This window comes from Pedobacter sp. SL55 (assembly GCF_026625705.1).
Taxonomy (GTDB): Bacteria; Bacteroidota; Bacteroidia; order Sphingobacteriales; family Sphingobacteriaceae; genus Pedobacter.
In genome coordinates this window covers 3,350,390-3,374,151 of the sequence record NZ_CP113059.1, presented here as the reverse complement: position 1 = coordinate 3,374,151, position 23,762 = coordinate 3,350,390, and the positions used below count along the sequence as shown (strand labels likewise).

The following is a 23,762-nucleotide window of genomic DNA, read 5'->3' as shown; positions in this document are numbered from 1 at the left end:
AATGGCAAAAAAAAGATCAGAACCTTCGTTATTATTCTTACACTAATTATCCAATTGTTGTTTCTTTGTGCCATTTTCGTTGAAAAACTTCAAAACAAATATGTTCCCTTCGTGATTATATTCTTGTGCTTGTTGTTACTAATTTCCTACATAAAGGCGCCAATACATCACAGAACCAACTTATACGAACACATATTAATTGTAATTTGGATACCAGCTGGAGCATTAACTTGCTATCTTTTAAACAATCATTATCATCTTGGCCCAGTAATTTCTGCTGGTATTGTAGGCACTACTGCCTCTTTTATTCCTACTATCAATAGAAAATCTACTTATTTAAAGCAGTTGCCCGCTACATTTTATTGTGGGGCATTTATCGGCATGACAAGCTTAACCATCGCCTCAACCATTTACTTTATACTTGCGGCATCTTTCTTCGCTGGCGTACTGTTATTGGTTTCTAAAAGCTTATTCAATGGTTTAGGAGGCAAGCTTGGTACGGTTGCTTTTACGGCGGTTACCATTACCTCGTTCATTTTCTTTTTAATTTTCAAAAAATGAATATATTTATCATTACTATAACCGCCGTTATTGCTGCAATACTTACATTTTTTACTAACCACAAGCTAAAGCAAGGGCCAGTTAGGTCATCAGCTTTGTTATCTCTCTTAGTTGCTTTGTTTATTTATTTTTTCCCTAATGTGTTAACGCCATACTTAACCAAAAATATACCTGTAGTTTTTATTGGTGGATCATTTATTGGTATGGTTTCTAAAAAAATAGTAGATAGCTACATTAAATTAGCTATAGCAGGCTTAGTATTTGCTATGATCTATTTAAACACAAGTACTTTTTTTGCTGGTTATGGCGGTGCCTTAGGAGCTTCGGCTGGTATTTCTCTGCTATCGGTGTTAAGTCTACCATTTTTTACCCCAAAGAAACATCATCTTACCAATGGCATTCTACAACTCAGAAAGATTATCCTTAAAAAAAACAGTAATTAACCGCCAATTTACAATCTATAAAGCTTCTATTTAGTTAAGAAAAGTAGATTTTATAATTTTGCGCTGTAAAAACTGAAATTAGGGAAAGTTAGTTTGGTCAAAAAAGAAACATTTATTTTATAAGCACCTCTGGGGCTGTTTTAGGTTATTTATTTGTTACCACAAAAGCTATCAACAATTAACATCTACATAGCGTACTTATTTATATAAAGCGGTTTTGCATACTTCACACATAGTGATTTAAAAAATTGATGCCCTAGTGAATTTTAAAAAAACAAAGCCCCAATTTTCATTGAGGCTTTATATTTCTAATATTCATCTTCGTTAAAGAAGAAATCATCCTTGGTAGGATAATCTGGCCAAATCTCTTCTATAGTTTCATAAGGCTCGCCATCATCTTCTAAAGCTTGTAGGTTTTCAATCACTTCTACAGGCGCTCCGGAACGGATAGCATAGTCAATTAATTCATCTTTAGTTGCAGGCCATGGTGCGTCTTCCAAATGCGATGCTAATTCTAAGGTCCAATACATATCTTAAATAATTATTAATTCTTTAAATGTTCTATTTGCGCAAAGCAGGCAAAAAAATGAGCAAAACAAATATTTTTTTCAACTATTTTTTCGGGGTATCCAAATATGCTCATCTGCATTGGCATCTTGTCCTAATTTTCGGCCTAAAACGAACAAATAGTCGCTTAATCTATTTAAGTAAACTGTAACTTTATTGTCTACAAAACTGCCTTCGGCCAAGGCTACGCTTAATCTTTCGGCTCTTCTACAAACACATCTAGCAATGTGGCAATAAGATACCACGGTATTTCCCCTGGTAAAATAAAATGCGTTAATGCAGGTAAAGCATCATTCATTTTATCTATCTCAGTTTCTAATAGCGTAATATCGCTTTCCAACAAATCTGGAATTTTCATCTTCGATTTTTCTGGATCTGCAGCCAAAGAAGCTCCAATGGTAAAAAGTCTATCCTGTATCTCTTTTAAAATAGTTTGATGCTGTGTGTCAATATCCTGACAAGCTACCAAACCAATGTAAGAATTAAGTTCGTCTACTGTGCCGTAACTCTCTATACGAATATGATGTTTGGCTACTCGGGTACCTCCTATTAATGAGGTTAAGCCTTTATCGCCGGTTTTGGTGTAAATTTTCATATTGCTAAGGTAATAGGTTTAAGCTTTAAGGTATAGGGATGACCTGACCTTATGCCCTACGCCTTTTTCACCTTCAACCTTAATTTATATTCTCAAAATCGTTACCGCTTTCTTGTATGGCTTTTAAGCGTGGCGAAACAGATTTGATGTCGTCATTAATGTAGTCATTTTCTATCAGTCCATCACGCATACGTACAATTCTGTGTGCATGTTGGGCAATATCCTCTTCGTGGGTTACCAAGATAATGGTGTTGCCTTTACTGTGTATTTCTTCCAAAAGCCCCATAATTTCAATAGATGTTTTAGTATCTAAATTACCTGTGGGCTCATCGGCCAATATAATTGAAGGATTATTGATCAAGGCTCTTGCTACGGCTACACGCTGGCGTTGTCCGCCCGATAATTCGTTAGGTTTGTGCGTTACCCTATTTCCCAAACCTACGTTTTCTAACGCCTTTTGGGCACGTGCATCACGCTCTTTTTTGCCGGCTCCGGCATAAATTAAGGGCAATGCCACATTATCTAAAGAAGTTGATCTGGGTAAAAGATTAAAGGTTTGAAAAACGAAACCAATTTCCTTATTACGAACTTCTGCCAGTTCGTTATCAGACATGTGACTTACGTTAGTGCCGTTTAAGATGTAATCTCCCTTGGTTGGTGTATCTAAACAGCCCAAAATGTTCATTAATGTAGATTTACCCGAACCAGAAGGCCCCATTAAAGCCACAAACTCGCCTTGTTTAATCGTTAAACTTACAGATTTTAGCGCATGAATAACCTCGGTACCAATAACGTACCTACGGCCAATATCTTTAATGGTTATGAGTTCTTTCTGCATTGCTATTTTTTTGGTTTTTAGACGATAGCTTTCATTGCAATGTTACAAAGTATTTTGAAAATTATTGGTTAATCGATTAAACGCAAACTATTAACTAATTACCGTACACTGAAAACTACCTTCTATTTCTCGATAATTTTTGGCACCAAGAAGAAGTTTTCGTTATGCACTGCCGAATTTTTTAAACCATCAACTGTAGTAATTTCGTTTTTTGCCACATCTTCTCGCCAAACATTAGCTTGGTTGTTCATATAAACTAAAGGCACTACGCCTTCTGTATCTAATTCGTTCAGCTTTTCCATAAAAGTAAGGATCTTGTTCATTTCTTTAGTCAAATGATCAACTTCGTTGTCCTTAATTTCAATTCTAGCTAAATCAGCTACTTTATATACTGTATTTTTATCTATTATCATTTGCTTTTTTTTACCACAAAGACACTAAGACCACAAAGAAAAAATTCAGCTAATTTTCATTCTTAGTGTCTTTGTGGTTTATTTCTTTTACAACTTGCTATAAATCTTCTTGTAAACATCTTCTTTCAGCACTTCGTCGTTTTCTACGGCTAATGTACTAGTTAAAATTGGTTCGTGCACATAAATGTCTACAATACCCGGTCTGGTGCCGTGTTTAAAACCGTCATCCCACATCATTTTCCAAAGGTTGGCAATGCTTACGGGTACAATAGGTATATTTTTTTCAATAGCCAACCTAAATGGGCCACTTTTAAAATCTTGTAAAACTGGCGGGTAAACATCGTCTATTTTTCCCTCTGGAAAAATAATTAAACTCATACCTTTTTCTAAATTATCAGCCGCCTTTTTAAAGGCCCTAAAAGAAGATATTTTACTCGATCTTGATACTGCAATATCAATGGTTTTAAAGAAGATACCTAAAATTGGGTTCTTCATCAGTTCTTCTTTGCCCATAAAATGATACCTGCCACGTGCCAATGCACACATGATAATGATATCTAAATTTGACGTATGGTTAGCGCAAAAAATATAGGTTTGGTTGGGATCAAGCTTTTTTTCGAACTTAAATCTTAGAAAAAAACCAGCTAAAGTAGAAGAAATCCAAGCATGTGCCGTACGAAATTTATTGAGTATACCGTAATACTTCGGATGTCTAGTGAAGCAATAATAAAAGGGTAAAAAAAGTATAAAAAAGAGCAGAATACAAACCAAACTATAAATTAGGTGTATTCTTCGGAGCAGTTTAATCATCTATCAAAGATACAATTTTATAAAATTGATGTAGAAGTGTAAATGTTAGCCTTAGTTTAAATTAGGATCAACTGGGAAATTACTTACATGTGCGTACTTAGGCCCCAAGTTAATAATTACCTCTTTCCAAAGCTCCTCTTCGTTATTAGAAAATACGATATCCTGATGATATTGATCTGAAACAATCCAAGTATTGGTTACCAATTCATCTTCTAATTGGTTAAAGCCCCAGCCAGAATAGCCTAAAAAGAACTTCACTTCATCTTCTTGCACACTATTGTTGTTGATTAGTAATTTTAGTGTCTCAAAATCTCCACCCCAATAAACGCCTTCCGCAATTTCTTCTCCACTATTTAATTTATCATAGCAGCGATGCACAAAATGAATGGTTTCTATTTCTACCGGTCCACCAATAAAAACAGGAAAATCTGCCATCCATAAATCTGGAATAAGATCTTTAACTACCAAATTGCTTGGTTGATTTAAAATGAACCCCATAGCGCTTTCATGGCTATATTCGGCAAGTAATACTACAGAACGTTTAAAATTCGGATCGGCCAAAAATGGCTCCGAGATGAGTAACTTACCAGTAGATGGATTTAATAAGCTTAACATAAAGTAAATTAACAAAATATTATTCAAATATGCCAAAAATGATTGTGCTCATCCAATCAAATAAAAATGAAATGATATAGCAATTTGTGTGGTAACAACGCTATTTTTGCTACATGAAGCTTACTAAAGAAATGTTACAAAACTTGCGCCAAGACTACAAAGCGGCCGAGTTAAGTGAAAGTGATATAGTTAAAAATCCAATGGCACAGTTCGAAAAATGGTTTTCTGATGCCGTAAACGCAGAGATTTTTGAACCCAACGTAATGACACTGGCAACCGCAGATAAAACTGGACGGCCAAACGCTAGGATTGTGTTGTTAAAAGGCTTTGATGAAAATGGTTTCAGTTTTTACACCAATTATCTTAGTCAAAAAGGTAAAGAAATTAAAAAAAATCCTTTGGCTTGCTTAGTCTTTTTTTGGGCAGAATTAGAACGTCAGGTAAGAATTGAAGGTAAAATAGAAAAATTAGACAAAGAAACTTCAGAACAATATTTTAACTCACGCCCGGTAGGTAGTCAAATTGGTGCCATTGCTTCGCCACAAAGCCAAGTAATTGCAAGCCGCAAAATTTTAGAAAACAAAGTAGAAGAATTGACCAAGCAATACGAAGGCAAAACAATACCAAAGCCTGCACATTGGGGCGGTTATATTGTAAAACCTACTGTAATTGAATTTTGGCAAGGCCGGTCTAGCAGGTTACACGACAGAATAAAATACACCTTTGTAAACGGGAGCTGGAGAATTGAACGCCTAGCGCCTTAATAAGTAGAAAGTTTTCTTAATTTGATAATTAGATAATTAGCTGATGTGATAATGAATTGCTAGCCGCTCAGTTAAAACTAATTCCTAAAAGACTTAGAAGCTTTATTAATTTGACAACCAATGTGAATTATGGATATTTCAACTTTATTTCTGGATCGGTTAGCCGAGATTAAGCCTAATAACTCACGTTAGTTGGATAATAAGTTGATGTGATAATGAATTACTAACTGCTCATTTAAAACTAATATCTAGCACCTATAACCTAATTCCTATTAGAACTAATGAACCAAACAACAAAACACCCTAAACAGCTCTATCTCCTATTTTTTACTGAAATGTGGGAACGGTTTTCGTTTTATGGAATGAAAGCCTTATTGTTAGCCTACATGGTTACTCAACTGAAATTTGATGAGCCTAAGGGTTATGCTATTTTAGGTGCTTACTCTGCCTTGGTTTATACCATGCCCATGTTTGGCGGCATGCTGGCCGATAAATTTCTGGGATACCGTAGGGCCATTATTTTTGGTGGCGTAATGATGGCAATTGGGCACATTGTACTGGCCGTACCACAAGATTGGAGTTTCTTTTATGGCATGGCCTTCATTATTTGTGGAAACGGTTTCTTTAAGCCTAACGTATCTAGTTTGGTGGGTACGCTTTATGACAATAACGATCCTAAAAAAGACAGTGCATTTTCGCTGTTTTATATGGGAATTAATATTGGAGCAGCTTTGGGCGGCCTGCTTTGTGGCTACGTTGGTCAACAAATTAATTGGCACTACGGCTTCGGTTTGGCGGGTATTTTCATGGTATTGGGTTTGGTAGTTTTTATCATTGGTAAAGCTTCCCTAAAAGAAAAAGGCTTGCCATTAACGCAAGATTTACACCGAAAAATTGCAGGTTTTTTAACCGTAGAATACACCATTTACTTACTCACTTTTGTAACCTTACCTTTAATTGTAACCTTATTTAATTATTACGAGGCTTTAGACAGTATCATGCTTGGGCTTGCTGTAATTTCTGTTATTTATATTCTTTATTTATCATCGAAACTAGAAAAGGAAGCCAAGTTCAAATTACTTTCTGCTTTAACTTTGGTAGTAGTTTCTACATTTTTCTGGGCATTTTATGAGCAAAATGCGGGTTCGCTAAACCTTTTTGCCATGAGAAATGTAGATATGCACGTTTTTGGAACGGCGCTGCCTGCCCTATCAGTAAACAATTTTTTACCACCAGCTTGGGTAATTATACTCAGTTTGGTGTTTGCCTCATTGTGGCCATGGCTAAATAAACGCGGTTTAGAGCCCTCTACTCCTGCCAAATTTGCCATGTCATTTATTTTCGTAGCGGCTGGTTTTTTCACTTTTTATTTAGCCTGCCAAGCTAGTTTAAGTCATGGTCTTATCCCTTTGGTTGCATTTGCTGGCGGATATTTCTTTATCATTTGCGGCGAGATGTGCATTTCGCCAGTAGGTTTATCTATGATTACCAAACTATCGCCAGTAAATATTGTAGGCTTAATGATGGGGATTTTCTTCTTCTTTACTGCAATTGGAGAATTTCTAGCTGGCAAAATAGGTGCATTAATGAGCATTCCTAAAGCTATTGTAGAAGCAAATAACCCCGTTTTATCTCTGCCTTATTATGCCAATGTGTTACTTCAAATCTCTATCTATTCGGCTGGTATTGGTATATTTATTTTCTTTCTGGTTCCAGTACTAAAGAAATGGATGGGCAACATTAGGTAGTTTAACACATTTTAACGAAACAGCAAAGCATAAACATCAGGTTAAATTACTTACTTTCGCAAAGCGAATTGCATCTAAAATTTAAAATTACTTTGTCAGACAGTTTAGTCATTATACCTACTTACAACGAGAAAGAGAATATCGAAAAGATTATTCGAAAGGTGTTCTCGTTACCTTATCATTTCGAAATTTTGATTATCGACGATGGATCTCCAGATGGTACGGCACAAATTGTAAAAAATTTGCAGGATGAATTTCCAATGCTACATATCGAAGAGCGAAAAGGTAAATTGGGTTTAGGTACAGCTTACATACATGGTTTTAAGTGGGCTTTAGCGAGAGAATATCAATATATTTTTGAGATGGATGCCGATTTTTCTCACAATCCAGACGATTTAATTAAGCTGAGAGATGCCTGTGTAAACGGTGCTGATGTGGCCATTGGCTCTCGGTATGTAAAAGGTGTAAATGTAGTTAATTGGCCAATGGGACGTGTTTTGATGTCTTATTTTGCGTCAATGTACGTTCGTTTAATTACAAGGATCAATATACAAGATGCTACCGCTGGTTTTAAGTGCTATACTCGAAAAGTGCTTGAAACTATCCCTATGGAAAAAATCAAATTTGTGGGCTATGCTTTTCAAATTGAAATGAAGTTTACTGCAATTAAATACGGCTTTAACGTGGTTGAAGTACCCATTATTTTTACAGATAGAACCGAGGGAACATCAAAAATGAGTACCCGCATTTTTAGGGAAGCTTTTTTAGGTGTAATACAAATGAAAGTGAATAGCTGGTTCAGAAATTACAAGAGATAACAACAAGTTGTTTGGTTATTCGTTTTTTAGTTGTTTGGTATTAGGCCAGCTGCTGACCAAAAATCTTGCTCAAACTGTCGTATAAAGCAGGATGTTTATCTTTCATCCGTTCTGGGTTTTCAAAGAAATATTCTGAAGTAACGGCAAAAAACTCTGCTTCGTTGGTAATAGCATAAGGGTTGATATCTGATTTGTTATCTTCAATCTTTGCAATTTCTTGATGCATCATTTTTACCCAAGGTATGGTGTAATTGTGTTGTATAAAATACTGAGGCACACCATCTGTAGCGCCATCAGACTTATCAATTAAATGAACAAACTCGTGAATACCTGTATTTTCATTACCAGCGCTTTTAGAAAAACCATGCCGTAAAGCAGATTGAGATAAAATCATCTGGCCGTTCATGTAGCCATCGCCAACCATGCCTAAAATATTTCTATCGCCCTCGCCAAACTGAAAATCTTTGTTAAATGTATCTGGATAAAGCAACACCGTTCCTAAATTACGGTATTCCCAATCGTTAAAGCCCAATATAGGAATAACAGCACTTGCTCCTACCAAAATCCTATCCAATGCGCTAACCTCTGTACCAATGCCTTCAATCTTTACACTGCCTAAAAAGCGAGTTAATTTCTCCTCAAAAAGGTTTTTCTTTTCCTTATCCAATTCAGCATAAAACGTTACGTGGTTTTCTAAAAGCTTTTTATCATCTACAGATAGCGGCGTAATGATCACTTTCTTTTTGCGAAAAATAAAGTAAAGTGCCACGGCAAAAAATACAAAAAGAATAAAGTATGGATAGTAGTTCATAGGTATAGTATTGGTTAACGTGAGTTCGGATTAAGTGTATTTACCATTCTTGAGAAATTCGCATTGGAAGTATTTTTTTAGCTCGCCGCCGCTGGGCTCTTACTTTTTGACCGCAAAAAGTAACAAAACCGGAGTTTACGGAGCTCATCAGCTTTGCTGATAAACTCTCGGTTGCTTATTTATTCAGTGTAGCTTTTGTTTTTAATTGTCTTCATGCTTGCTCCGCAGGTTTCTTTCAAAGAAAGTGCTTTGGCTCATAGGTGCGGCCCGAAAAATAAAAGACCGAAAATTAGCTGAACGAAGATTTGAAGTGCTATCGCTAGCAAATAGCAGAATTATCTTATCCCGAAATCACGTTAGTTAATAAAAAAACGAGGAACCTATTTCATAACAGATTCCTCGTTCTTCGGAATGAAAAGAAATTACAAATTCTTAACAATTTGCTCGTCTAAAGGTTTTACAGCAGAGCGATAACGGTGTACCAGTTGGCCCTTTTCATTGATCAAAAACTTCTCGAAATTCCACTTGATATCTCCAGTGAAATCAGGGTTGGCTTGCGAGGTTAAATATTGAAACAATGGAGAAATATCCTTTCCTTTCACATCACTTTTTTCGGCTATTAAAAAGGTAGTAGCAAATTTGCTTGAGCAAAATTCTTTAATTTCTGCATTGGTACCAAGCTCCTGTCCACCAAAATTTGCCGATGGAAAACCAATTAAAACTACATTCTTGCCATATTGCTTGTGTAGTTTTTCTAGATCCTCGTACTGTTTGGTGTAACCACATTTAGAAGCGGTATTCACAATTAAAATCTTTTTGCCTTTAAACTTAGAGAGTTTTACTTCCTTACCATCTAGTGTTTTAAAAGAAAAACCATAAATGTCTTTCGGCGGGTTTGGGGCCATAAACAAGCCAAAAAATATCAACAATGTGTTTATCATAATTTTTATAATTTTTTATAAAACGAATATAGATAGAAAATGGTTTATCTACATCATTAATATTTTATCGCAATGGGTAAAGTAAGAAATATCAAAGGTGTTTTTATATATTTGATTCGATGAAATCAACTCGAATATTATACAGTCTTAGTTTCATGCTTGTAGCATCGTTTAGTTTGTTTTCGTGCAATAAATCAAAAAACCAACCTAAACCAGAGATGAACTATAACTATTTCCCGCTAAATGTTGGCGCCGAAGTAATATATAATGTAGACTCTACGGTGTACAACAACTTTAATAACTCTACTACCAATTACATTTTCCAATTAAAAGATATCACTATCAATAAGTTGATAGACGCCCAAGGTAACGAAGCGTTTAGAATAGAACGATTTAAGAAAATTGGTACCGACGACTGGACTTTTCAAAAAGTTATTGTTAGAAAAATCATTAGTAACCGGGCCGAAGAAGTAATTGACAATAAAAGATATGTAAGATTGGTATTTCCGCCTACTTTACAATCTACCTGGAACGGCAACCTTTATAACGATTTAGGTGCTTGGCCACACGAGGTAAAAGATTTAAACGTTCCTTTAACTATTGGAACCAATAAATTAGATTCTACCATTTCTATTCAGCAGTACAATGAAGTTAATTTAATTAGGGAAGATATTTACGACGAAACTTATGCTAAAAACATTGGCCTAGTAGTTAAGGAAGTAAAAGCTGTTGATAAAAACATAAGTACAGGGGTTATTACCAGAGGTTTTAAATATAAAATGGAATTGGTTAGTTGGAAGTAGTGGACGAAAAATTTTTCGCCCGTACTAAGAAAGTTTTTTTGCCCATGCAACGAAAGATTTTTCGCTTGTGCATCAACATTTTTCAATTAGCAGATGTATAATTAACCGAGTTTACGGATAATCCACATCATCACAATTTGACAATCGAACAATAGTTATTAATTAACCAATTACACAGTTAACCGATTAACACTACAATCATTTTTCTTTAAAAAAAACGCCATCAATTTTGATATTCGGGGATATTATAGTTTTATTTGCACAAAATCCCTAATTAATGGCAAAAAATTTATTGATAGTAGAGTCTCCCGCAAAAGCGAAAACCATAGAAGGATATCTTGGAAAAGATTTTTTAGTGAAATCTAGCTACGGCCATATTCGTGATTTGGTTAAGGGCGACATGGGAATTGATGTGGACAATGATTTTTCGCAAACTTATGAGGTACCAGCAGATAAAAAACAGGTGGTAGCCGAATTAAAAAAATTAGCTAAGGGAGCCGAAACGGTATGGCTAGCATCCGATGAGGACCGCGAAGGAGAAGCCATTTCTTGGCACTTATTTGAAACACTTGGATTAAAAAAAGAAAACACCAAACGTATTGTATTTCACGAAATTACCAAGCCAGCCATATTAAAAGCCATTGATACGCCTAGAGGTATAGACTATAATTTGGTTTATGCGCAACAGGCACGCAGGGTTTTAGATCGTTTGGTAGGTTTTGAGCTTTCTCCTGTACTTTGGAAAAAAGTTAAACCTTCTTTATCTGCCGGCCGTGTGCAATCTGTTGCAGTACGTTTAATTGTAGATAGAGAACGCGAAGTAAATAGTTTTAATAGTACCGCTGCCTTTAAAATTACCGCACAATTTACTACTGGCAATGGCAAAGAAATTGTAAAAGCAGAACTGCCGCAACGTTTTGAAAAAGCAGAAGAAGCCGAAAAATTTCTTCAAGATTGTGTAAACGCTAATTTTAAGGTAAACAATTTAGAGGTTAAGCCTGCCAAGAGAAATCCGGCGGCGCCATTTACCACTTCTACCCTGCAACAAGAAGCTTCTAGAAAATTAGGCTATTCGGTGGCCAGAACCATGCAAATTGCGCAAAGGCTTTACGAAAACGGTAAGATCACTTATATGCGTACCGATTCGGTAAACTTATCGGAAACTGCTGTGGCCGCTGCTGCTGCCGAAATTAAATCGGCCTATGGTAGCCAATACCACCAACCAAGAGTTTACAAAACCAAATCTGCAGGTGCACAAGAAGCTCACGAAGCCATACGCCCTACTTATTTTGACAGACATACTACCGATGGCGATAATGCTGAAAAACGCTTATACGAGTTAATCTGGAAACGTGCCATTGCCTCTCAAATGAGCGAAGCCGTTTTCGAAAAAACTACTGTAGATATTGGCGTAAGTAGCAGAAAAGAAATTTTTGGTGCACAAGGCGAAGTGTTAAAGTTTGATGGTTTCTTGAAGGTATATTTAGAATCTACCGACGATGAAGACGAGGAAAACGAAAACAATTTATTGCCACCATTAACTGTTGGCCAATCGCTAGCACTAAAAGAAATGCTGGCAACAGAGCGTTTCTCTAGGCCGCCAGCACGTTATACAGAGGCTAGTTTGGTAAAAAAACTAGAAGAATTAGGCATTGGCCGACCTTCTACTTACGCTCCAACCATTTCTACTATACAAAATAGAGGTTACGTAGTTAAAGAAGATAGAGACGGTAAAAAAAGAGATTTCTTGGCTTTTTCATTAACTGATGGAAAAATTAACAAACAAAAGAAATCAGAAATTACTGGCGCCGAAAAAGCGAAGCTCTTCCCTACTGATATTGGCGAAGTAGTGAATGATTTCTTGGTAGAACACTTTAAAGGTATTGTAGATTTTAATTTCACTGCCAAGGTAGAAAAACAGTTTGACGAGATTGCACAAGGTTTGCAAGAATGGACAGATATGCTACATTCGTTCTACAAACCATTCCATAACGAGGTAGAAACTACCATAGAAAATGCCGACAGAGCTACTGGAGAACGTTTGCTAGGTACAGACCCTACAACTGGTAAAAATGTGTATACCAAGGTTGGACGTTTTGGTCCGTTGGTTCAAATTGGCGAACTAAGCGACAATGAAGACGAAAAACCTCGTTACGCAAGTTTAACCAAAACACAATCGGTAGGTACCATTACCTTAGAAGAAGCTTTAGATTTGTTCAAATTGCCTTTCCAATTAGAAGATTATGAGGGCAAGGAGGTTTCGGTAGGTCTTGGTCGTTTTGGCCCTTATGTAAAATGGGGTGATACATTTATTTCTATTCCTAAAAATGAAGATCCGCTAAGTGTAGATCAAGCTAGGGCTATTGAAATTATTGGCGAAAAAATTACTGCTGATGCTCCTGTAGCCTCTTACGAAGGTTTGCCGGTAACCAAAGGAACTGGGCGTTTTGGTCCTTTTATTAAATGGAACAATTTATTCATCAATGTTCCTAAAGCTTACAATTTCGATTCACTTTCGGCAAACGACATTAAGGAACTGATTGAGAAAAAGATAGAGAAAGAGAACAACCGCTACATACAACAGTGGGAAAGTGAAAAAATTGCTATCGAAAATGGCCGTTGGGGACCGTTTATCCGTTTCGGAAAAGAAATGCTTAAATTAAAGAATAACCCTAAAACTAAAGGAAAATATACCGCAGAAGAATTGGCAGAAATTTCTTTAGAAGAGGTTAAGAAGTTAATTGTAGAACAATCGCCCAAAGCTTTTGATACAAAGAAAGCACCAGCTAAAAAGAAAGCAGTAGCGAAGAAAAAGTAACAATTAAGAACAAAGAGTAAGGAACAAGGAATAAAGACTGGTGCTATTAATCTCTTGATATTTATCCCTCTATATTTGCTCCTTTATCCTTGTTCTTTGCTCCTTTATCCTTACTCTAGATGAAGAAAGACTTACCCGAAAATATTGTAGAAGACGTAGCCATTGCAGTAGCTTTAATGAGCGAAACGCCAGAAGTAAAAAACTGGACGGTTTATCTGGTTAATTTCAAGAATGAACCTATTACTAACGTTTTAATTACCTCTAAAGGTTACGGAGAAAAAGACGGTAAGCAGGTAAAAACATCATTGCTAAGGCATTTTATTGGCGATGTTGCAGCCCAAAGCTCGGCAGGTGTAGAAGCCATTGACCCAGCTGTTTTTGGCTTAACCAACGAATATTGGCTAAGTTATTATATTGGTAGCACCATTTACGATAAGAAATTCATTTTCTTGCCAGAAAGCATCGTTGATGAAAACTTGATGAGAATTCCGGTGCTGAATAAGCCTGGAGTGATGATCAAATAGTTATTGATTAATTTTTAACTGTACTTTTGCAACACACCCTCTCAAAGAAATACCGATATTATTTTTTAAGTAATTGAATTGCTATGCTACATTAAAAATATCAGGAAAATTTCTCTTAGCGGATCTATCTGCCATACGCCCATTTTGCCTAATACATTTTTTAAGCCTTAAGAACTCGTCTTCTTGCATTTCGCAAACCAGCTCTGCCGTATGTTCGTATTTTTGGATAAAAGAAAACGTATCTACCTCTTTAATGTTATTGCGAAATAAGATGAAAGTATGTAACAGAAATGAAAAATCTTGCTTTTCTAGCGAGCCAATACATCTATCTTTTTCAAACATGAAATAATGTAGACCATTATTAGGTTCATTTCGGCAACCATGCATGATTTTATCTTCGGGCACTTTTACTTTGGAGGTGGTAAGCACCCGTAAAAAGAGCGCTTTTTCTTCATTGGTATCTATTACAATGAGATACTTATCTCTAGTTTCGGCACCATTCTCGAAGTCGAAATCTGGTATGCGTAAAACATGACCGGTAGAGAGCGCCTTCATGACTATAACAATTCGTTTTGCATGAGGTAAGATTGGTAAGCAACCTCAAAGGCAGATTTTTTAAAATCGGTATCTAATAATTCAGTAAGTTCTATGACAAAGTCAGAGCGATTGCTCTTTAACGCAAACTGCTCTTCAAGATTATTAGCGGTTACTTTTTTGTGCCAAAGTGTACCTTCAGCATGTAGAATATCAATTAATTGATCAGAATTTAATTTACCATATTGTTTAATTACTGTATCCAAGATTTCAATATCGTAGTCTGAAAATTGTGAATCATCAAATGCTTTTGCTGGTTCTAATAGAATTCCATCTCCCAAAGCTCCAGACCTAGAAGATACCGTTAAATGTGAAATGGAATGAGAGCCATCGCCTTTTTGATGCCCTAAATGAGCTGATTTAACTTTTTGATAAACATCTTCTGCCACCGGCCCCAATTTCCATACTTTGTAATTTAGCCAAGTAACAGGTACACCAGATTGCTTCATAGCCATCTCATCGGCGATGTATAATAGCTTTATAGCCTTAGTGAGATATAATGGCTTTATATTTTCCGCAAAGTAAATCAGCGCATTAAAGGCCTTGTCTTGTGCTAATGTAATTTCCATATATCTTTTATTATCAATGATGAACAAATATAACTGCTGTAGTTTAATATACAACAATTGTTGTATCTACAGCGTCAACATTTGTTAATGTTAATCGTATTAAGTGATCAAAAGAACTCTTGATTTTCATCCACAAATCTAACTAAATGCTTACAATAGGCATCATTGTCAATTAATAGTTGAATTACATTTTTAAAGTTTCTTAATTCACGTTCTTCTAATAATTTTTGCTCCGTGGTTTTCCCTATATGCCCTTTTTTCATATACATTTCAATAGCCTTATCTATTCCATTAATTGTAGGTGGCATATCGTAAATCTTTAGGACGTCATCACCCTCCTTGTAGGTTACCCAAATTGGATAGCCCCTGCCCGAGGTTTCAATCTTAGCCTCCTTAAGTCCCAGTTTCGTGCAGAAAATTTTTGCTTTCTTTTTAACATCACCATCTAAATCATTTGGAATAACTATATTAAATTCAAATTTCTTGAAAACTTTGCCACCAACTTGCAATTCACCTTTGGCAATCAAAGCCTCGCAACTTAGGGCCACAAAATTTTCGTAATAGCCAATCGCTAAAGCAGTAGAAGGTAACAAGCCCAACTCCCCTATTTTCATTTTCTCCTTCATCGAATTACCGATTTTCCTAAGCTCATCATTTAACTTTTCAGCTTGCAGTAAGTTATCAGCCAACACAAAACGCGGGGTAGTAATTCCAAAAAGATCTGTAGGTAATTTAGTTCCTTCTTCCTGTAGTACAAAAGCTTTCCCTGCACCTACTCTACCTAAAAAAAGACCATATTCAAAAACAATGTTATCACGAGGGGTGTCAAAATTGGTGTTCCTCGAGACCGTAAAATCGTCCTTTGTAGCCACCATTATCCCAAAGTCAAACAGGCTGGCACTTTTCAAAAGTGTATCAAATACGCTTTCATTGTATTTAAATATATCATCTGTCCACAAAAAACACTCGAAGTCGTTAGCAAAATAAGATTTCACATACTTTGCAACTTTAAGTCCTTCGCTAGAAGAACCTATAAATATTCTTGGCTTAACATTCATTAGCTATATCTTAAAAGAGCACTGTTAGTTAGATAATTATTTACTTCTCCGCCGCAATCTTCAATCAGCCTATCCAAATCCCTTTTAAGCAAGTTTAATGCACCCACACATTTATCCTCAAAGAAAGGAGTTTCCATACCGTTTGGACTTTTTATATATCGACGATAGTTAGGATAAGTAATCATCTTTGCCATTTGCTTAGACATATTTATAGCAATTTTAAGCTCGTTACCCCTGCTATAGTATAAGTCAACATTATCCATTTCATAGACCAGTGTAGTAAGTTGAAAACTTGAAAGTTCGATATCTTTCTCCGCGTCTACTTTTAAGGTTTTTAATAACCTGATACCTTTACAACTCCCATCGTTAGTGGAAGAAGATTTTTGGTTCACATTATGAATATGTGCAAATGGATAATCTAATTGCTTTTGCTTTTTCTCGAAATCATAAAGATGAATACCACGATAGAATTCATCATTATTCGATAAATAATTTGGGGTATCATACCAATAACTAAAAACAATATCTACTTTTCTACGTAAATTTTTATTATAGATATTAATTGACTTATTGCCAGATGTATCTACTTCATCATATTTCAATTGCATAATGCTGGTCGCTTGCCTACGAAGTTGTACGATATCGAGATCGGTATCGCCTAAATAAGGAGATTTTGGTGGCAATAACGCTGGAGCCAAGAAGACATAGCTATCGATAATCGTTAAAAGATCAATATCGCTGTATAATTTAATGTTGGTATTCGTCATTACAGAACCTTGCTTACGGTAAGCTCTAGTAAATGGCAAATTAAAACCTGCTTCTAAATGACTTTGAACATTGCTTGCAGCGTTGAGGGTTACATCATTATACTTCTTACCTATGGGACGCATAGCCTCCACCAAATACTCTAATGTATTTGATACAACAGCTCTACCAAATGATTCAGACACATCTGCTTTAAGCAGTATCTCATCAAACCTACGGGCCTTCAGGTTGGCCAACCTTCTTTCGTAATTCAAATTTGCCATCTTGTTTTATTTTATGATACAAATATTTCCGTCATCTATGCAGTCTATCTGCACAGATAAGTTTATCTTTAAACTTCTGTAAAATAACGCCGATGGCTACCAATAAAAACGCAAACCTTCGTTACCATGTGCTGGATAAATGCTTGAGCAATCCGGTTAAAAAGTATTTCATTCAAGATTTAATTGATGCCTGCACCGCTAAGCTTTTAGAAATTAATCCTGATAGTAAAGGCATTAGCAGAAGGCAGGTGTTGGATGACCTTAAATACATGGCCAGCGAAGAAGGCTACCGTGCTCCTATTGCGCATCTTAAAGACGGGAAAAGAACTTATTACCGCTACGGCGAAACAGATTTCTCTATAGATAAGCAACCCCTAAACCAAGCAGATATAGAGCAAATACGCTCTGCCATGGATATTTTAAGCCGCTTTGAGGGAATGCCGCAGTTTGCCTGGGTAAACGAACTGAGCCCCAAATTGGAACAGGCTTTTATGATGGAGCAAAACGTTTCTCCCATTATCGGTTTCGACAATAATGCGTATTTAGAAGGCATAGCCTACTTGGGCAAACTGTTTCAGCATATTTTATACCAGCAAACGCTATGCATTACTTATCAATCATACAGAAGCGATCACGCTCAAAAATTTATTATCCACCCATACTATTTAAAGCAGTACAATAACCGATGGTTTCTATTAGGTTGGAACGCCGCATTAGATAGGATCAGCAATTTGGCCTTGGATAGGATAAAGCAAATTGAACAGGAAACTCAACCTTATAGAGAAAACACTATAGATTTTGAAGAATACTTTGACGATATCATTGGGGTAACTTTAACCGAAGGATTAGAAAAGCAAAAAATTATTTTGAAATTTTTTCCATCGGCTGCACCTTATGTGTTATCTAAACCACTACACCACTCGCAAAAGAAAGTAAGCTATATTGATGGAGAATTGACTATCTCTATTGAGGTGGTCCCAAATTATGAGCTGGAAAGTTTGATATTAAGTTTTGGAGAACGAGTGGAGGTGTTGGTTCCAAGCTATTTGAGAGATAATATTGTTAAACGTTTAGAAGTTAGTTCACACAATTATCAGCACCTGTAACTAATGTTATTTTCTGAAAGCATGGTTAATCTAAATATTCTTGAAAGTTACATTTCACCATCGACACATATTGCAAATTTTCGCTAACTATCTCAGATATCCTTCTTCTAAGAATATCCTCCGCTCTCTCCCTATCTGCTTCATTTTGTAACACGTCTATTGCGTCTTTCAATGCAAACAAATCTTTCAGTTTTTCTCTTCTGGCATCGTTTAAAGAAAATCTATCTAGCTCTAAATACTCTATAGTTTTTCTTCCCCTATAATTATTTCCTTTCGGGATTTCTTCAAAAAAAGAAATCGATATCTCTGGGTCTTCATTAGAAGGATTTATAAATATTGCATTTTCTAAAGAGCAATCATAAGTTGAAGTAATTGTGGTTCTGATATTCGAATTTAAAATAGGAAACTGATTCCCTTTCGCTCGTTGATTACAAGCTTGGCAACTTAATAAAAGATTACTCCATTCATACGCAAGAAAAAAGTAGCCAGGTTTTTTTAAACCATCTGTATCATGCAACCAAGCTGCTTTTGGTCGGAAATGTTCTACATCGCCATCAGATATATGAGTAACACGAGATTCACAAAAACAACATTTATGGTTTTGAATACCTATAAGACTATTTTTAACTTCTGAGTTGCCATAAATACTTGATTTAAAAACCTCATAACTTCGTTTGTTATCAAAATATGTATTATCATCGTCATAAGCATCTCTAAGATTTTGTGTTTCTGTAGCTCCGTCCGTTAGCAGTATAGCGGGAACCTGAGCATGTCTTTTATCAATGTAAATCATCTATTTTTACTTATTGAATTTAAGAAGGCTAAACTTTCTATTTCTGTGATAGTTTCTCCAAATGGCAAATACCCCAATTCATCTTTTAGAGAATTGAGTAATTCAATATCATCTTCGTTGAGCTCACCTTTTCTGATAATTTCTTGTTTTAATGTCAAGTAAGGATCTGTATTAACTGGTCTAGTATTTTCAATTCCAAAGTATTTACTTGTTAAAACTTGATCTATTCTCCAATTTTCAATTATATCTGGTCTATTCTCAATCTCAATACTTCCGTCCTTGTCTTTACAGTAGAGTATAATATCGAATTTATGATTATCCTTATCTTGAACACTTTGCACCAATAAAGGACTATGGGTGGCCACAAATATGTGTGAATTACGGTCTTCTAAGTTAAATTCATTGAGCAGTTGAATATAATCCCTTTGCCAATTTGGATTTAGATGTGTATCGGGTTCATCTAATAGCATGAGGCAATCTTTATCGCCAAAAAATAAGACAAGACTAAGCACAGTCAGTAATTGCTGTTCACCTTCACTTAACTCTTCAAACGCAATATCTATTGATAAGTCATTTTTCTTTAACTTAATACTACAACTTTCAAATATATCGACTACCATTGTAGCTTCTAAAGCAGAGAAAAATACTAGCGGATTTTCGAAATACCCGTATAAATCTTTTTGAAATTTAGCAAGATCAATATCTCCAAATGTCAAAGTTTCATAACCAAGACTATCATCTGCAAATGGTAAAACACCTAAATCTTGTTGGTAATTATAAAATCTAGTTAATAATAGATCTAGCTTACCTTTAACATTCCAAAAAGGAAATTCTACCTGATCATTGATATTTGCTATTAAGTTTTCGGCACTTTTATTTACGCCTCCTATATTTTTAAAATTCCAATCAGGACTTCTAAAAGTTATATCAAAGGATTTGACTAATTCTATATTTAGATATTTTTCAAATAGGCTATTAATATAAGTGCTATAAGTTGGATGATCTTTATACAAAACAAGCGTTATCAATAAAAGCTGACTATGCTTGTTTTCAGCAAAGAAAAATGGTCTTAAGATGCTATCATTATCACCACGATTTCGTTTCAAACTATCGACTAATATACCCTCATAATCACTAGTTATTTTTCTTAAACGTTTATTCTCGCCAGAATAGTAACCAAGTATATAAGTTGGAAGATATTTTTTAGAATTCTTTACAAAATCCTTAAATGAAATTTCTGCAAGGACTTCATCCAAAACTTCATAAACTAAAAATTCACCTGCTAAAATGCTTATTTGATAGCAACTATTATCTCGTTGATACGTGATTATAAAATCAAAATTTCTTTGAGAAAACAAAAAAGCATCACCTTGAGAAATGAAACCTCTTAAACTATTAAATATTAAAGCTATAGCTTCTAACAAGTTCGATTTACCTAGACCATTTTGTCCAACTAAGAGTGTGGTTAATTCAGTGTTGAATTCTAACTCGATATCCTTGACATTTTTATAATCAGATATCCAAAGTTTTTTTATTTTCATTAGAGAGCAATTTTGTTATTTCTTCTTTTTTACCTCATTTTTTAAAGCCATAATCTCGGCCAACAAATCTTTGGCGTGGCCATCTGTAGGTAATTGCGGTACCAACTCGCCTTCAAATGCCTTATGCAAAATGGCTTGTGGCAAAGTAGCTACTTTAGCTTTTAAGGCTTTGTATTTTGCTTCTATTTTGTCTGCTTTGGCAAATAGGCTTTCTACTCGGTTAACGATTTCTTGTTGTTCTTTTAAAGGTGGAAGTGGAAAAGCTATATAAATCATTCTTGTCAGACCTAGGTCTTGGTTTCCAACTCCGTGGGTAAAAGCCTGAGATTGTTTATAACACATAGGGCTATTTAGTGCATTTCTTAGAAAGATTGAATTAACTGATTTTTTTACGACTTTAAGCAAAGCAAGATGAACCCAGTATGAAAAATCTACATCTGTATCCAAAACGCACGCAATTCCTGTACTACCGCCCTTTGTGTACAATAAATCTCCAATTTCTGGTTTGCCTCTTTTAACGAATTGATTGTGATCTTCAACTGAAACATATTTGCAATCTGAAAAGTCGACACCATTTACATTTACGTTTCTCATAGAAATAAATCTCTTTCCTTCATTTTCAGCAACGTACTTCGGCGAAAAATGAGGTCCGTCACTTATATTCCATGTAACCTGATCCAGATTTGTCCATAGCCAAGAATCAGGAATTTTATACAAATATTCAATCCCTTTTGTATTCTCGCCTAACTTGACTTCACTAGACTTTTTATATACTACCTTACTTTTACCATTTTTGCTTGCGTAAATTTTTTTAACTTCTTCTCGATACTTATTTAGTTCTTCAAAAGAATAAGTATTTGGTTTGTTTGTTTTTCTCCATTCTTCTGTTAATTTACCTGTAACCGCTTGCGTTAATACTTGCTGCCTAAAATCTTTTAACAATTGTGGTATGCGGTCTAAAGCTTTTTTAATGGTTTCATGTTGCGCAAATAATTTATCTAACTTGGCTACTATACGTTCTTGTTCTGCTAATGGAGGGAGATTAATCAAACATTCTTTAAAGAAGTTCTTATTAATATGCTGTAGACCAACACCAGTTGAGGTCTCCTTTATATAATTCTGTTTTGAAATTATAATATACTCTAAAAATTTTGTTGGAATACCCCCTAATGGATTCATTGCTACAAAGGTAGAACCTAATGCTCCGCAAAATCCAGAGCCACACTTTCCAATACTACCATCCCAAACTAAAATAACCTCGTTTTTATCAATCCTAACTACTTTTTCATCATTTGTAAATAATCGATAAGGCTTACCTTCTAATTGTTCAATAAGAATATAAGGCAAATAACCTTCAATAATTTCTTCAACTAACGCTAATGGTTTTTTACCTTTTCTTGCAGATAAGATATTCCCCAATTCCGTTTCCACCCAATTCTTTGGTAACACCTCTTCCATCAACTCAACTCCTTAATTAAATCTTCCAACTCTTTTTGTATCAAGTTTAATTCTGCTAATGCTTCTTGGGCTATGGCAATTGGTTCGCCTAAATCTTCGGCTTTGGTAAGCGAGCTATCGGCTATGAGGCCTAGGTCTAAAGAATAGTTTTTGGCTTTAATGGTATCTAGTGTAATACATTGCCAACGTTCGTCTTTAATTTCGGCTCGTTTGGCATCGTTAACCACACCATCAAAACCATGCATTACGTTTTCAAAGTTTACCCCACCCGTATAGGCAATGATAAAATCGGCAAATGCTTTTTCGGTAAAGGGGGTACGTACGCCATAACTTGGCATATTGGTACGCATATCGTAAAACCATACGTTTTTGGTATTGCCTTCTTCGGCTTTGCCGCGGGTAAAAAACAGCACATTGGTTTTTACACCCGCCGCATAAAATATACCTGTTGGCAAACGTAAAATGGTATGCAGGTTGCATTTTTCCATTAAATCTTTCCGAATGCGCTGTCCGTCGCCATCTTCAAACAGCACATTATCTGGCAATACTACCGCAGCACGGGCTTTACCATCTTTTTTAAGCGAGCGGTAAATGTGTTGCAAAAAGTTAAGCTGTTTGTTGCTGCTGAGATAGGTTAAATCGTCGCGAGTGGGTTTCTCTCCACCTTTTTTGGTACCAAAAGGTGGGTTGGCCAATACGCCATCATACCCGTTGAGGCTTTTGCCCAAATCGGTAAGGGTATCGCCTAGGTCAATTTTACTTTCTAAGCCATGTAATTGAGCGTTCATTACCGCCAAACGTTGCGCATCGCCAACTAACTCCACGCCTGAAAAAGCTTCTTTAATTTGAAAACTTCTTTCTTTTTCGTTTAATTCATAATAGTCAAAATGTTTTTCTTTGAGGTAATGGTCTGCTGCTATCATGAAACCAAAGGTACCGCAAGCGGGGTCGTTCCATTTTTCGCCCAATTTAGGCACCATCAAATCTACCATTACGTTAATTAATGGTCTTGGTGTAAAATATTGGCCAGCACCAGATTTCTTTTCGCCTGCGTTTTTTTCTAGCAAGGTTTCGTAAATGTCGCCCATTACATCACGATCGTTCTCTTCGTACCAATCTAGCTTATCAATGGCTTTTACCAAGGTGTTAAAGTTAACTGGTTTGGTTAAGGTGGTAGATGCATTGGTGTAAATTTGTTTAATCTTTTCACTTGCATCAGCTCTGCTACTTACTGTAGCCAAAAACTCACGGTAGCGATTAAAGTTTTTTAAATTATCGGTTTCAGCTACAAATACCTTCCATTGGTACTCTTCAGGAATTTGGTCATCAAACTTTTTAACTTCAGATAGTTTAAGGAATAAGATATAGGTAAGTTCGTTGAGGTATTGATGATAGGTAACGCCGTCATCGCGGAGTACGTTACAAAGGTTCCAAAGTTTATTAGCTATTTCTTGTGCGCTCATGTGTGTTTTTGATGGTTAATTAATATTTTCAGTCTGAGCTTGTCGAAGACTTTTCAAATGTTGCATAAAATCAGCTATCCTTC

The 23,762-nt window shown here is 35.7% G+C and carries 24 protein-coding genes and 1 pseudogene; 9 read left to right on the top strand and 16 right to left on the bottom strand.

What is annotated here, in order from left to right:
* The first annotated feature begins 132 nt into the window (after positions 1-132).
* Together OVA16_RS15045 and OVA16_RS15040 are read left to right on the top strand one after the other, a co-directional pair.
* Positions 133-561, top strand: coding sequence for a hypothetical protein (locus OVA16_RS15045; protein ID WP_267760971.1), 429 nt, complete (start codon positions 133-135; stop codon positions 559-561).
* Positions 558-1,004, top strand: coding sequence for a hypothetical protein (locus tag OVA16_RS15040; protein WP_267760968.1), 447 nt, complete (start codon positions 558-560; stop codon positions 1,002-1,004). The genes OVA16_RS15045 and OVA16_RS15040 overlap by 4 nt, the downstream gene beginning before the upstream one ends.
* A 308-nt stretch (positions 1,005-1,312) precedes the next feature.
* Here the strand turns inward: OVA16_RS15040 and OVA16_RS15035 are convergent, their stop codons facing one another.
* The 6 genes and pseudogenes from OVA16_RS15035 to OVA16_RS15010 all read right to left on the bottom strand — a co-directional run bounded on the left by OVA16_RS15035 (position 1,313) and on the right by OVA16_RS15010 (position 4,842).
* Positions 1,313-1,534, bottom strand: coding sequence for a DUF2795 domain-containing protein (locus OVA16_RS15035; protein ID WP_097129232.1), 222 nt, complete (start codon positions 1,532-1,534; stop codon positions 1,313-1,315).
* A 195-nt stretch (positions 1,535-1,729) separates the two neighbouring features.
* Positions 1,730-2,166 (bottom strand): annotated as a pseudogene (locus OVA16_RS15030) (cob(I)yrinic acid a,c-diamide adenosyltransferase); the annotation flags it as partial.
* A 79-nt stretch (positions 2,167-2,245) separates the two neighbouring features.
* Entirely contained in the window at positions 2,246-3,004 is a 759-nt protein-coding gene (locus OVA16_RS15025) for an ABC transporter ATP-binding protein (protein WP_267760956.1), read from the bottom strand.
* A 122-nt stretch (positions 3,005-3,126) separates the two neighbouring features.
* Positions 3,127-3,417, bottom strand: a complete 291-nt coding sequence (gene gatC, locus OVA16_RS15020; protein WP_267760954.1) for an Asp-tRNA(Asn)/Glu-tRNA(Gln) amidotransferase subunit GatC — start codon at positions 3,415-3,417, stop codon at positions 3,127-3,129.
* Positions 3,418-3,504: 87 nt separating this feature from the next.
* Positions 3,505-4,227 carry a lysophospholipid acyltransferase family protein gene (locus OVA16_RS15015; RefSeq protein ID WP_267760952.1) on the bottom strand — a complete coding sequence of 241 codons (723 nt, stop codon included), beginning with the start codon at positions 4,225-4,227 and terminating at the stop codon, positions 3,505-3,507.
* A gap of 51 nt (positions 4,228-4,278) precedes the next feature.
* Positions 4,279-4,842 (bottom strand): YqgE/AlgH family protein, encoded by a 564-nt coding sequence (locus OVA16_RS15010; RefSeq protein ID WP_267760950.1) that lies wholly within the window; start codon positions 4,840-4,842, stop codon positions 4,279-4,281.
* A gap of 113 nt (positions 4,843-4,955) precedes the next feature.
* Here OVA16_RS15010 and pdxH point away from each other — a divergent pair, with 113 nt between their 5' ends.
* From pdxH to OVA16_RS14995, 3 genes are all read left to right on the top strand, one after another.
* A complete protein-coding gene (gene pdxH, locus OVA16_RS15005; RefSeq protein ID WP_267760948.1) occupies positions 4,956-5,606 on the top strand; it encodes a pyridoxamine 5'-phosphate oxidase in 651 nt (216 codons plus the stop codon).
* A 281-nt stretch (positions 5,607-5,887) separates the two neighbouring features.
* Positions 5,888-7,354, top strand: a complete 1,467-nt coding sequence (locus OVA16_RS15000) for a peptide MFS transporter (protein ID WP_267760946.1) — start codon at positions 5,888-5,890, stop codon at positions 7,352-7,354.
* 92 nt (positions 7,355-7,446) lie between these two features.
* Positions 7,447-8,172, top strand: a complete 726-nt coding sequence (locus OVA16_RS14995) for a polyprenol monophosphomannose synthase (protein WP_267760943.1) — start codon at positions 7,447-7,449, stop codon at positions 8,170-8,172.
* A 40-nt stretch (positions 8,173-8,212) separates the two neighbouring features.
* Here the strand turns inward: OVA16_RS14995 and OVA16_RS14990 are convergent, their stop codons facing one another.
* Both OVA16_RS14990 and OVA16_RS14985 read right to left on the bottom strand, forming a co-directional pair.
* Entirely contained in the window at positions 8,213-8,983 is a 771-nt protein-coding gene (locus OVA16_RS14990; RefSeq protein ID WP_267760940.1) for a zinc-dependent peptidase, read from the bottom strand.
* Between the two features lie 422 nt (positions 8,984-9,405).
* Positions 9,406-9,924: a glutathione peroxidase gene (locus OVA16_RS14985; RefSeq protein WP_267760938.1), complete on the bottom strand. Its 519-nt coding sequence runs from the start codon at positions 9,922-9,924 to the stop codon at positions 9,406-9,408.
* Positions 9,925-10,142: 218 nt separating this feature from the next.
* On the opposite strand from OVA16_RS14985, the gene OVA16_RS14980 reads away from it, so the two are divergent.
* The 3 genes from OVA16_RS14980 to OVA16_RS14970 all read left to right on the top strand — a co-directional run bounded on the left by OVA16_RS14980 (position 10,143) and on the right by OVA16_RS14970 (position 14,069).
* Positions 10,143-10,727, top strand: coding sequence for a hypothetical protein (locus OVA16_RS14980; protein ID WP_267760936.1), 585 nt, complete (start codon positions 10,143-10,145; stop codon positions 10,725-10,727).
* Between the two features lie 277 nt (positions 10,728-11,004).
* On the top strand, positions 11,005-13,545 hold the full coding sequence (topA, locus tag OVA16_RS14975) for a type I DNA topoisomerase (RefSeq protein WP_267760933.1): 2,541 nt from the start codon (positions 11,005-11,007) through the stop codon (positions 13,543-13,545).
* A 119-nt stretch (positions 13,546-13,664) separates the two neighbouring features.
* Positions 13,665-14,069 carry a hypothetical protein gene (locus OVA16_RS14970; protein WP_267760931.1) on the top strand — a complete coding sequence of 135 codons (405 nt, stop codon included), beginning with the start codon at positions 13,665-13,667 and terminating at the stop codon, positions 14,067-14,069.
* Between the two features lie 81 nt (positions 14,070-14,150).
* Here the strand turns inward: OVA16_RS14970 and OVA16_RS14965 are convergent, their stop codons facing one another.
* The 4 genes from OVA16_RS14965 to OVA16_RS14950 all read right to left on the bottom strand — a co-directional run bounded on the left by OVA16_RS14965 (position 14,151) and on the right by OVA16_RS14950 (position 17,318).
* Entirely contained in the window at positions 14,151-14,624 is a 474-nt protein-coding gene (locus OVA16_RS14965; protein ID WP_267760929.1) for a hypothetical protein, read from the bottom strand.
* 2 nt (positions 14,625-14,626) lie between these two features.
* Positions 14,627-15,232, bottom strand: coding sequence for a Panacea domain-containing protein (locus tag OVA16_RS14960; protein ID WP_267760927.1), 606 nt, complete (start codon positions 15,230-15,232; stop codon positions 14,627-14,629).
* 107 nt (positions 15,233-15,339) lie between these two features.
* The gene (locus OVA16_RS14955; protein ID WP_267760924.1) at positions 15,340-16,290 is read right to left on the bottom strand and encodes an STING domain-containing protein; all 951 of its coding nucleotides are present in this window, start codon (positions 16,288-16,290) and stop codon (positions 15,340-15,342) included.
* Entirely contained in the window at positions 16,290-17,318 is a 1,029-nt protein-coding gene (locus OVA16_RS14950; protein ID WP_267760922.1) for a hypothetical protein, read from the bottom strand. The genes OVA16_RS14955 and OVA16_RS14950 overlap by 1 nt, the downstream gene beginning before the upstream one ends.
* 92 nt (positions 17,319-17,410) lie before the next feature.
* On the opposite strand from OVA16_RS14950, the gene OVA16_RS14945 reads away from it, so the two are divergent.
* Positions 17,411-18,424 (top strand): helix-turn-helix transcriptional regulator, encoded by a 1,014-nt coding sequence (locus OVA16_RS14945; RefSeq protein WP_267760919.1) that lies wholly within the window; start codon positions 17,411-17,413, stop codon positions 18,422-18,424.
* Positions 18,425-18,449: 25 nt separating this feature from the next.
* On the opposite strand, the gene OVA16_RS14940 is transcribed toward OVA16_RS14945, so the two are convergent.
* Genes OVA16_RS14940 through OVA16_RS14925 form a run of 4 tightly spaced genes read right to left on the bottom strand, consistent with a single transcriptional unit; the run spans position 18,450 to position 23,679 of the window.
* Entirely contained in the window at positions 18,450-19,217 is a 768-nt protein-coding gene (locus OVA16_RS14940) for a hypothetical protein (protein ID WP_267760916.1), read from the bottom strand.
* Positions 19,214-20,758 (bottom strand): AAA family ATPase, encoded by a 1,545-nt coding sequence (locus tag OVA16_RS14935; protein WP_267760912.1) that lies wholly within the window; start codon positions 20,756-20,758, stop codon positions 19,214-19,216. Before OVA16_RS14935 ends, OVA16_RS14940 begins: the two co-directional genes overlap by 4 nt.
* Positions 20,759-20,773: 15 nt before the next feature.
* Complete coding sequence (locus OVA16_RS14930) at positions 20,774-22,216, bottom strand: restriction endonuclease subunit S (RefSeq protein WP_267760909.1); 1,443 nt, start codon at positions 22,214-22,216, stop codon at positions 20,774-20,776.
* On the bottom strand, positions 22,216-23,679 hold the full coding sequence (locus OVA16_RS14925) for an N-6 DNA methylase (RefSeq protein WP_267760906.1): 1,464 nt from the start codon (positions 23,677-23,679) through the stop codon (positions 22,216-22,218). Before OVA16_RS14925 ends, OVA16_RS14930 begins: the two co-directional genes overlap by 1 nt.
* Positions 23,680-23,762: the final 83 nt, after the last annotated feature.

Coding starts and splice junctions, on each gene's coding strand:
- OVA16_RS15040 (WP_267760968.1), top strand. CDS start 558: ATGAATATATTTATCATTACTATAACCGCCGTTATTGCTGCAATACTT.
- OVA16_RS15035 (WP_097129232.1), bottom strand. CDS start 1,534: ATGTATTGGACCTTAGAATTAGCATCGCATTTGGAAGACGCACCATGG.
- OVA16_RS15025 (WP_267760956.1), bottom strand. CDS start 3,004: ATGCAGAAAGAACTCATAACCATTAAAGATATTGGCCGTAGGTACGTT.
- gatC (WP_267760954.1), bottom strand. CDS start 3,417: ATGATAATAGATAAAAATACAGTATATAAAGTAGCTGATTTAGCTAGA.
- OVA16_RS15015 (WP_267760952.1), bottom strand. CDS start 4,227: ATGATTAAACTGCTCCGAAGAATACACCTAATTTATAGTTTGGTTTGT.
- OVA16_RS15010 (WP_267760950.1), bottom strand. CDS start 4,842: ATGTTAAGCTTATTAAATCCATCTACTGGTAAGTTACTCATCTCGGAG.
- pdxH (WP_267760948.1), top strand. CDS start 4,956: ATGAAGCTTACTAAAGAAATGTTACAAAACTTGCGCCAAGACTACAAA.
- OVA16_RS15000 (WP_267760946.1), top strand. CDS start 5,888: ATGAACCAAACAACAAAACACCCTAAACAGCTCTATCTCCTATTTTTT.
- OVA16_RS14990 (WP_267760940.1), bottom strand. CDS start 8,983: ATGAACTACTATCCATACTTTATTCTTTTTGTATTTTTTGCCGTGGCA.
- OVA16_RS14985 (WP_267760938.1), bottom strand. CDS start 9,924: ATGATAAACACATTGTTGATATTTTTTGGCTTGTTTATGGCCCCAAAC.
- OVA16_RS14980 (WP_267760936.1), top strand. CDS start 10,143: ATGAACTATAACTATTTCCCGCTAAATGTTGGCGCCGAAGTAATATAT.
- topA (WP_267760933.1), top strand. CDS start 11,005: ATGGCAAAAAATTTATTGATAGTAGAGTCTCCCGCAAAAGCGAAAACC.
- OVA16_RS14970 (WP_267760931.1), top strand. CDS start 13,665: ATGAAGAAAGACTTACCCGAAAATATTGTAGAAGACGTAGCCATTGCA.
- OVA16_RS14965 (WP_267760929.1), bottom strand. CDS start 14,624: ATGAAGGCGCTCTCTACCGGTCATGTTTTACGCATACCAGATTTCGAC.
- OVA16_RS14960 (WP_267760927.1), bottom strand. CDS start 15,232: ATGGAAATTACATTAGCACAAGACAAGGCCTTTAATGCGCTGATTTAC.
- OVA16_RS14955 (WP_267760924.1), bottom strand. CDS start 16,290: ATGAATGTTAAGCCAAGAATATTTATAGGTTCTTCTAGCGAAGGACTT.
- OVA16_RS14950 (WP_267760922.1), bottom strand. CDS start 17,318: ATGGCAAATTTGAATTACGAAAGAAGGTTGGCCAACCTGAAGGCCCGT.
- OVA16_RS14945 (WP_267760919.1), top strand. CDS start 17,411: ATGGCTACCAATAAAAACGCAAACCTTCGTTACCATGTGCTGGATAAA.
- OVA16_RS14940 (WP_267760916.1), bottom strand. CDS start 19,217: ATGATTTACATTGATAAAAGACATGCTCAGGTTCCCGCTATACTGCTA.
- OVA16_RS14935 (WP_267760912.1), bottom strand. CDS start 20,758: ATGAAAATAAAAAAACTTTGGATATCTGATTATAAAAATGTCAAGGAT.
- OVA16_RS14930 (WP_267760909.1), bottom strand. CDS start 22,216: ATGGAAGAGGTGTTACCAAAGAATTGGGTGGAAACGGAATTGGGGAAT.
- OVA16_RS14925 (WP_267760906.1), bottom strand. CDS start 23,679: ATGAGCGCACAAGAAATAGCTAATAAACTTTGGAACCTTTGTAACGTA.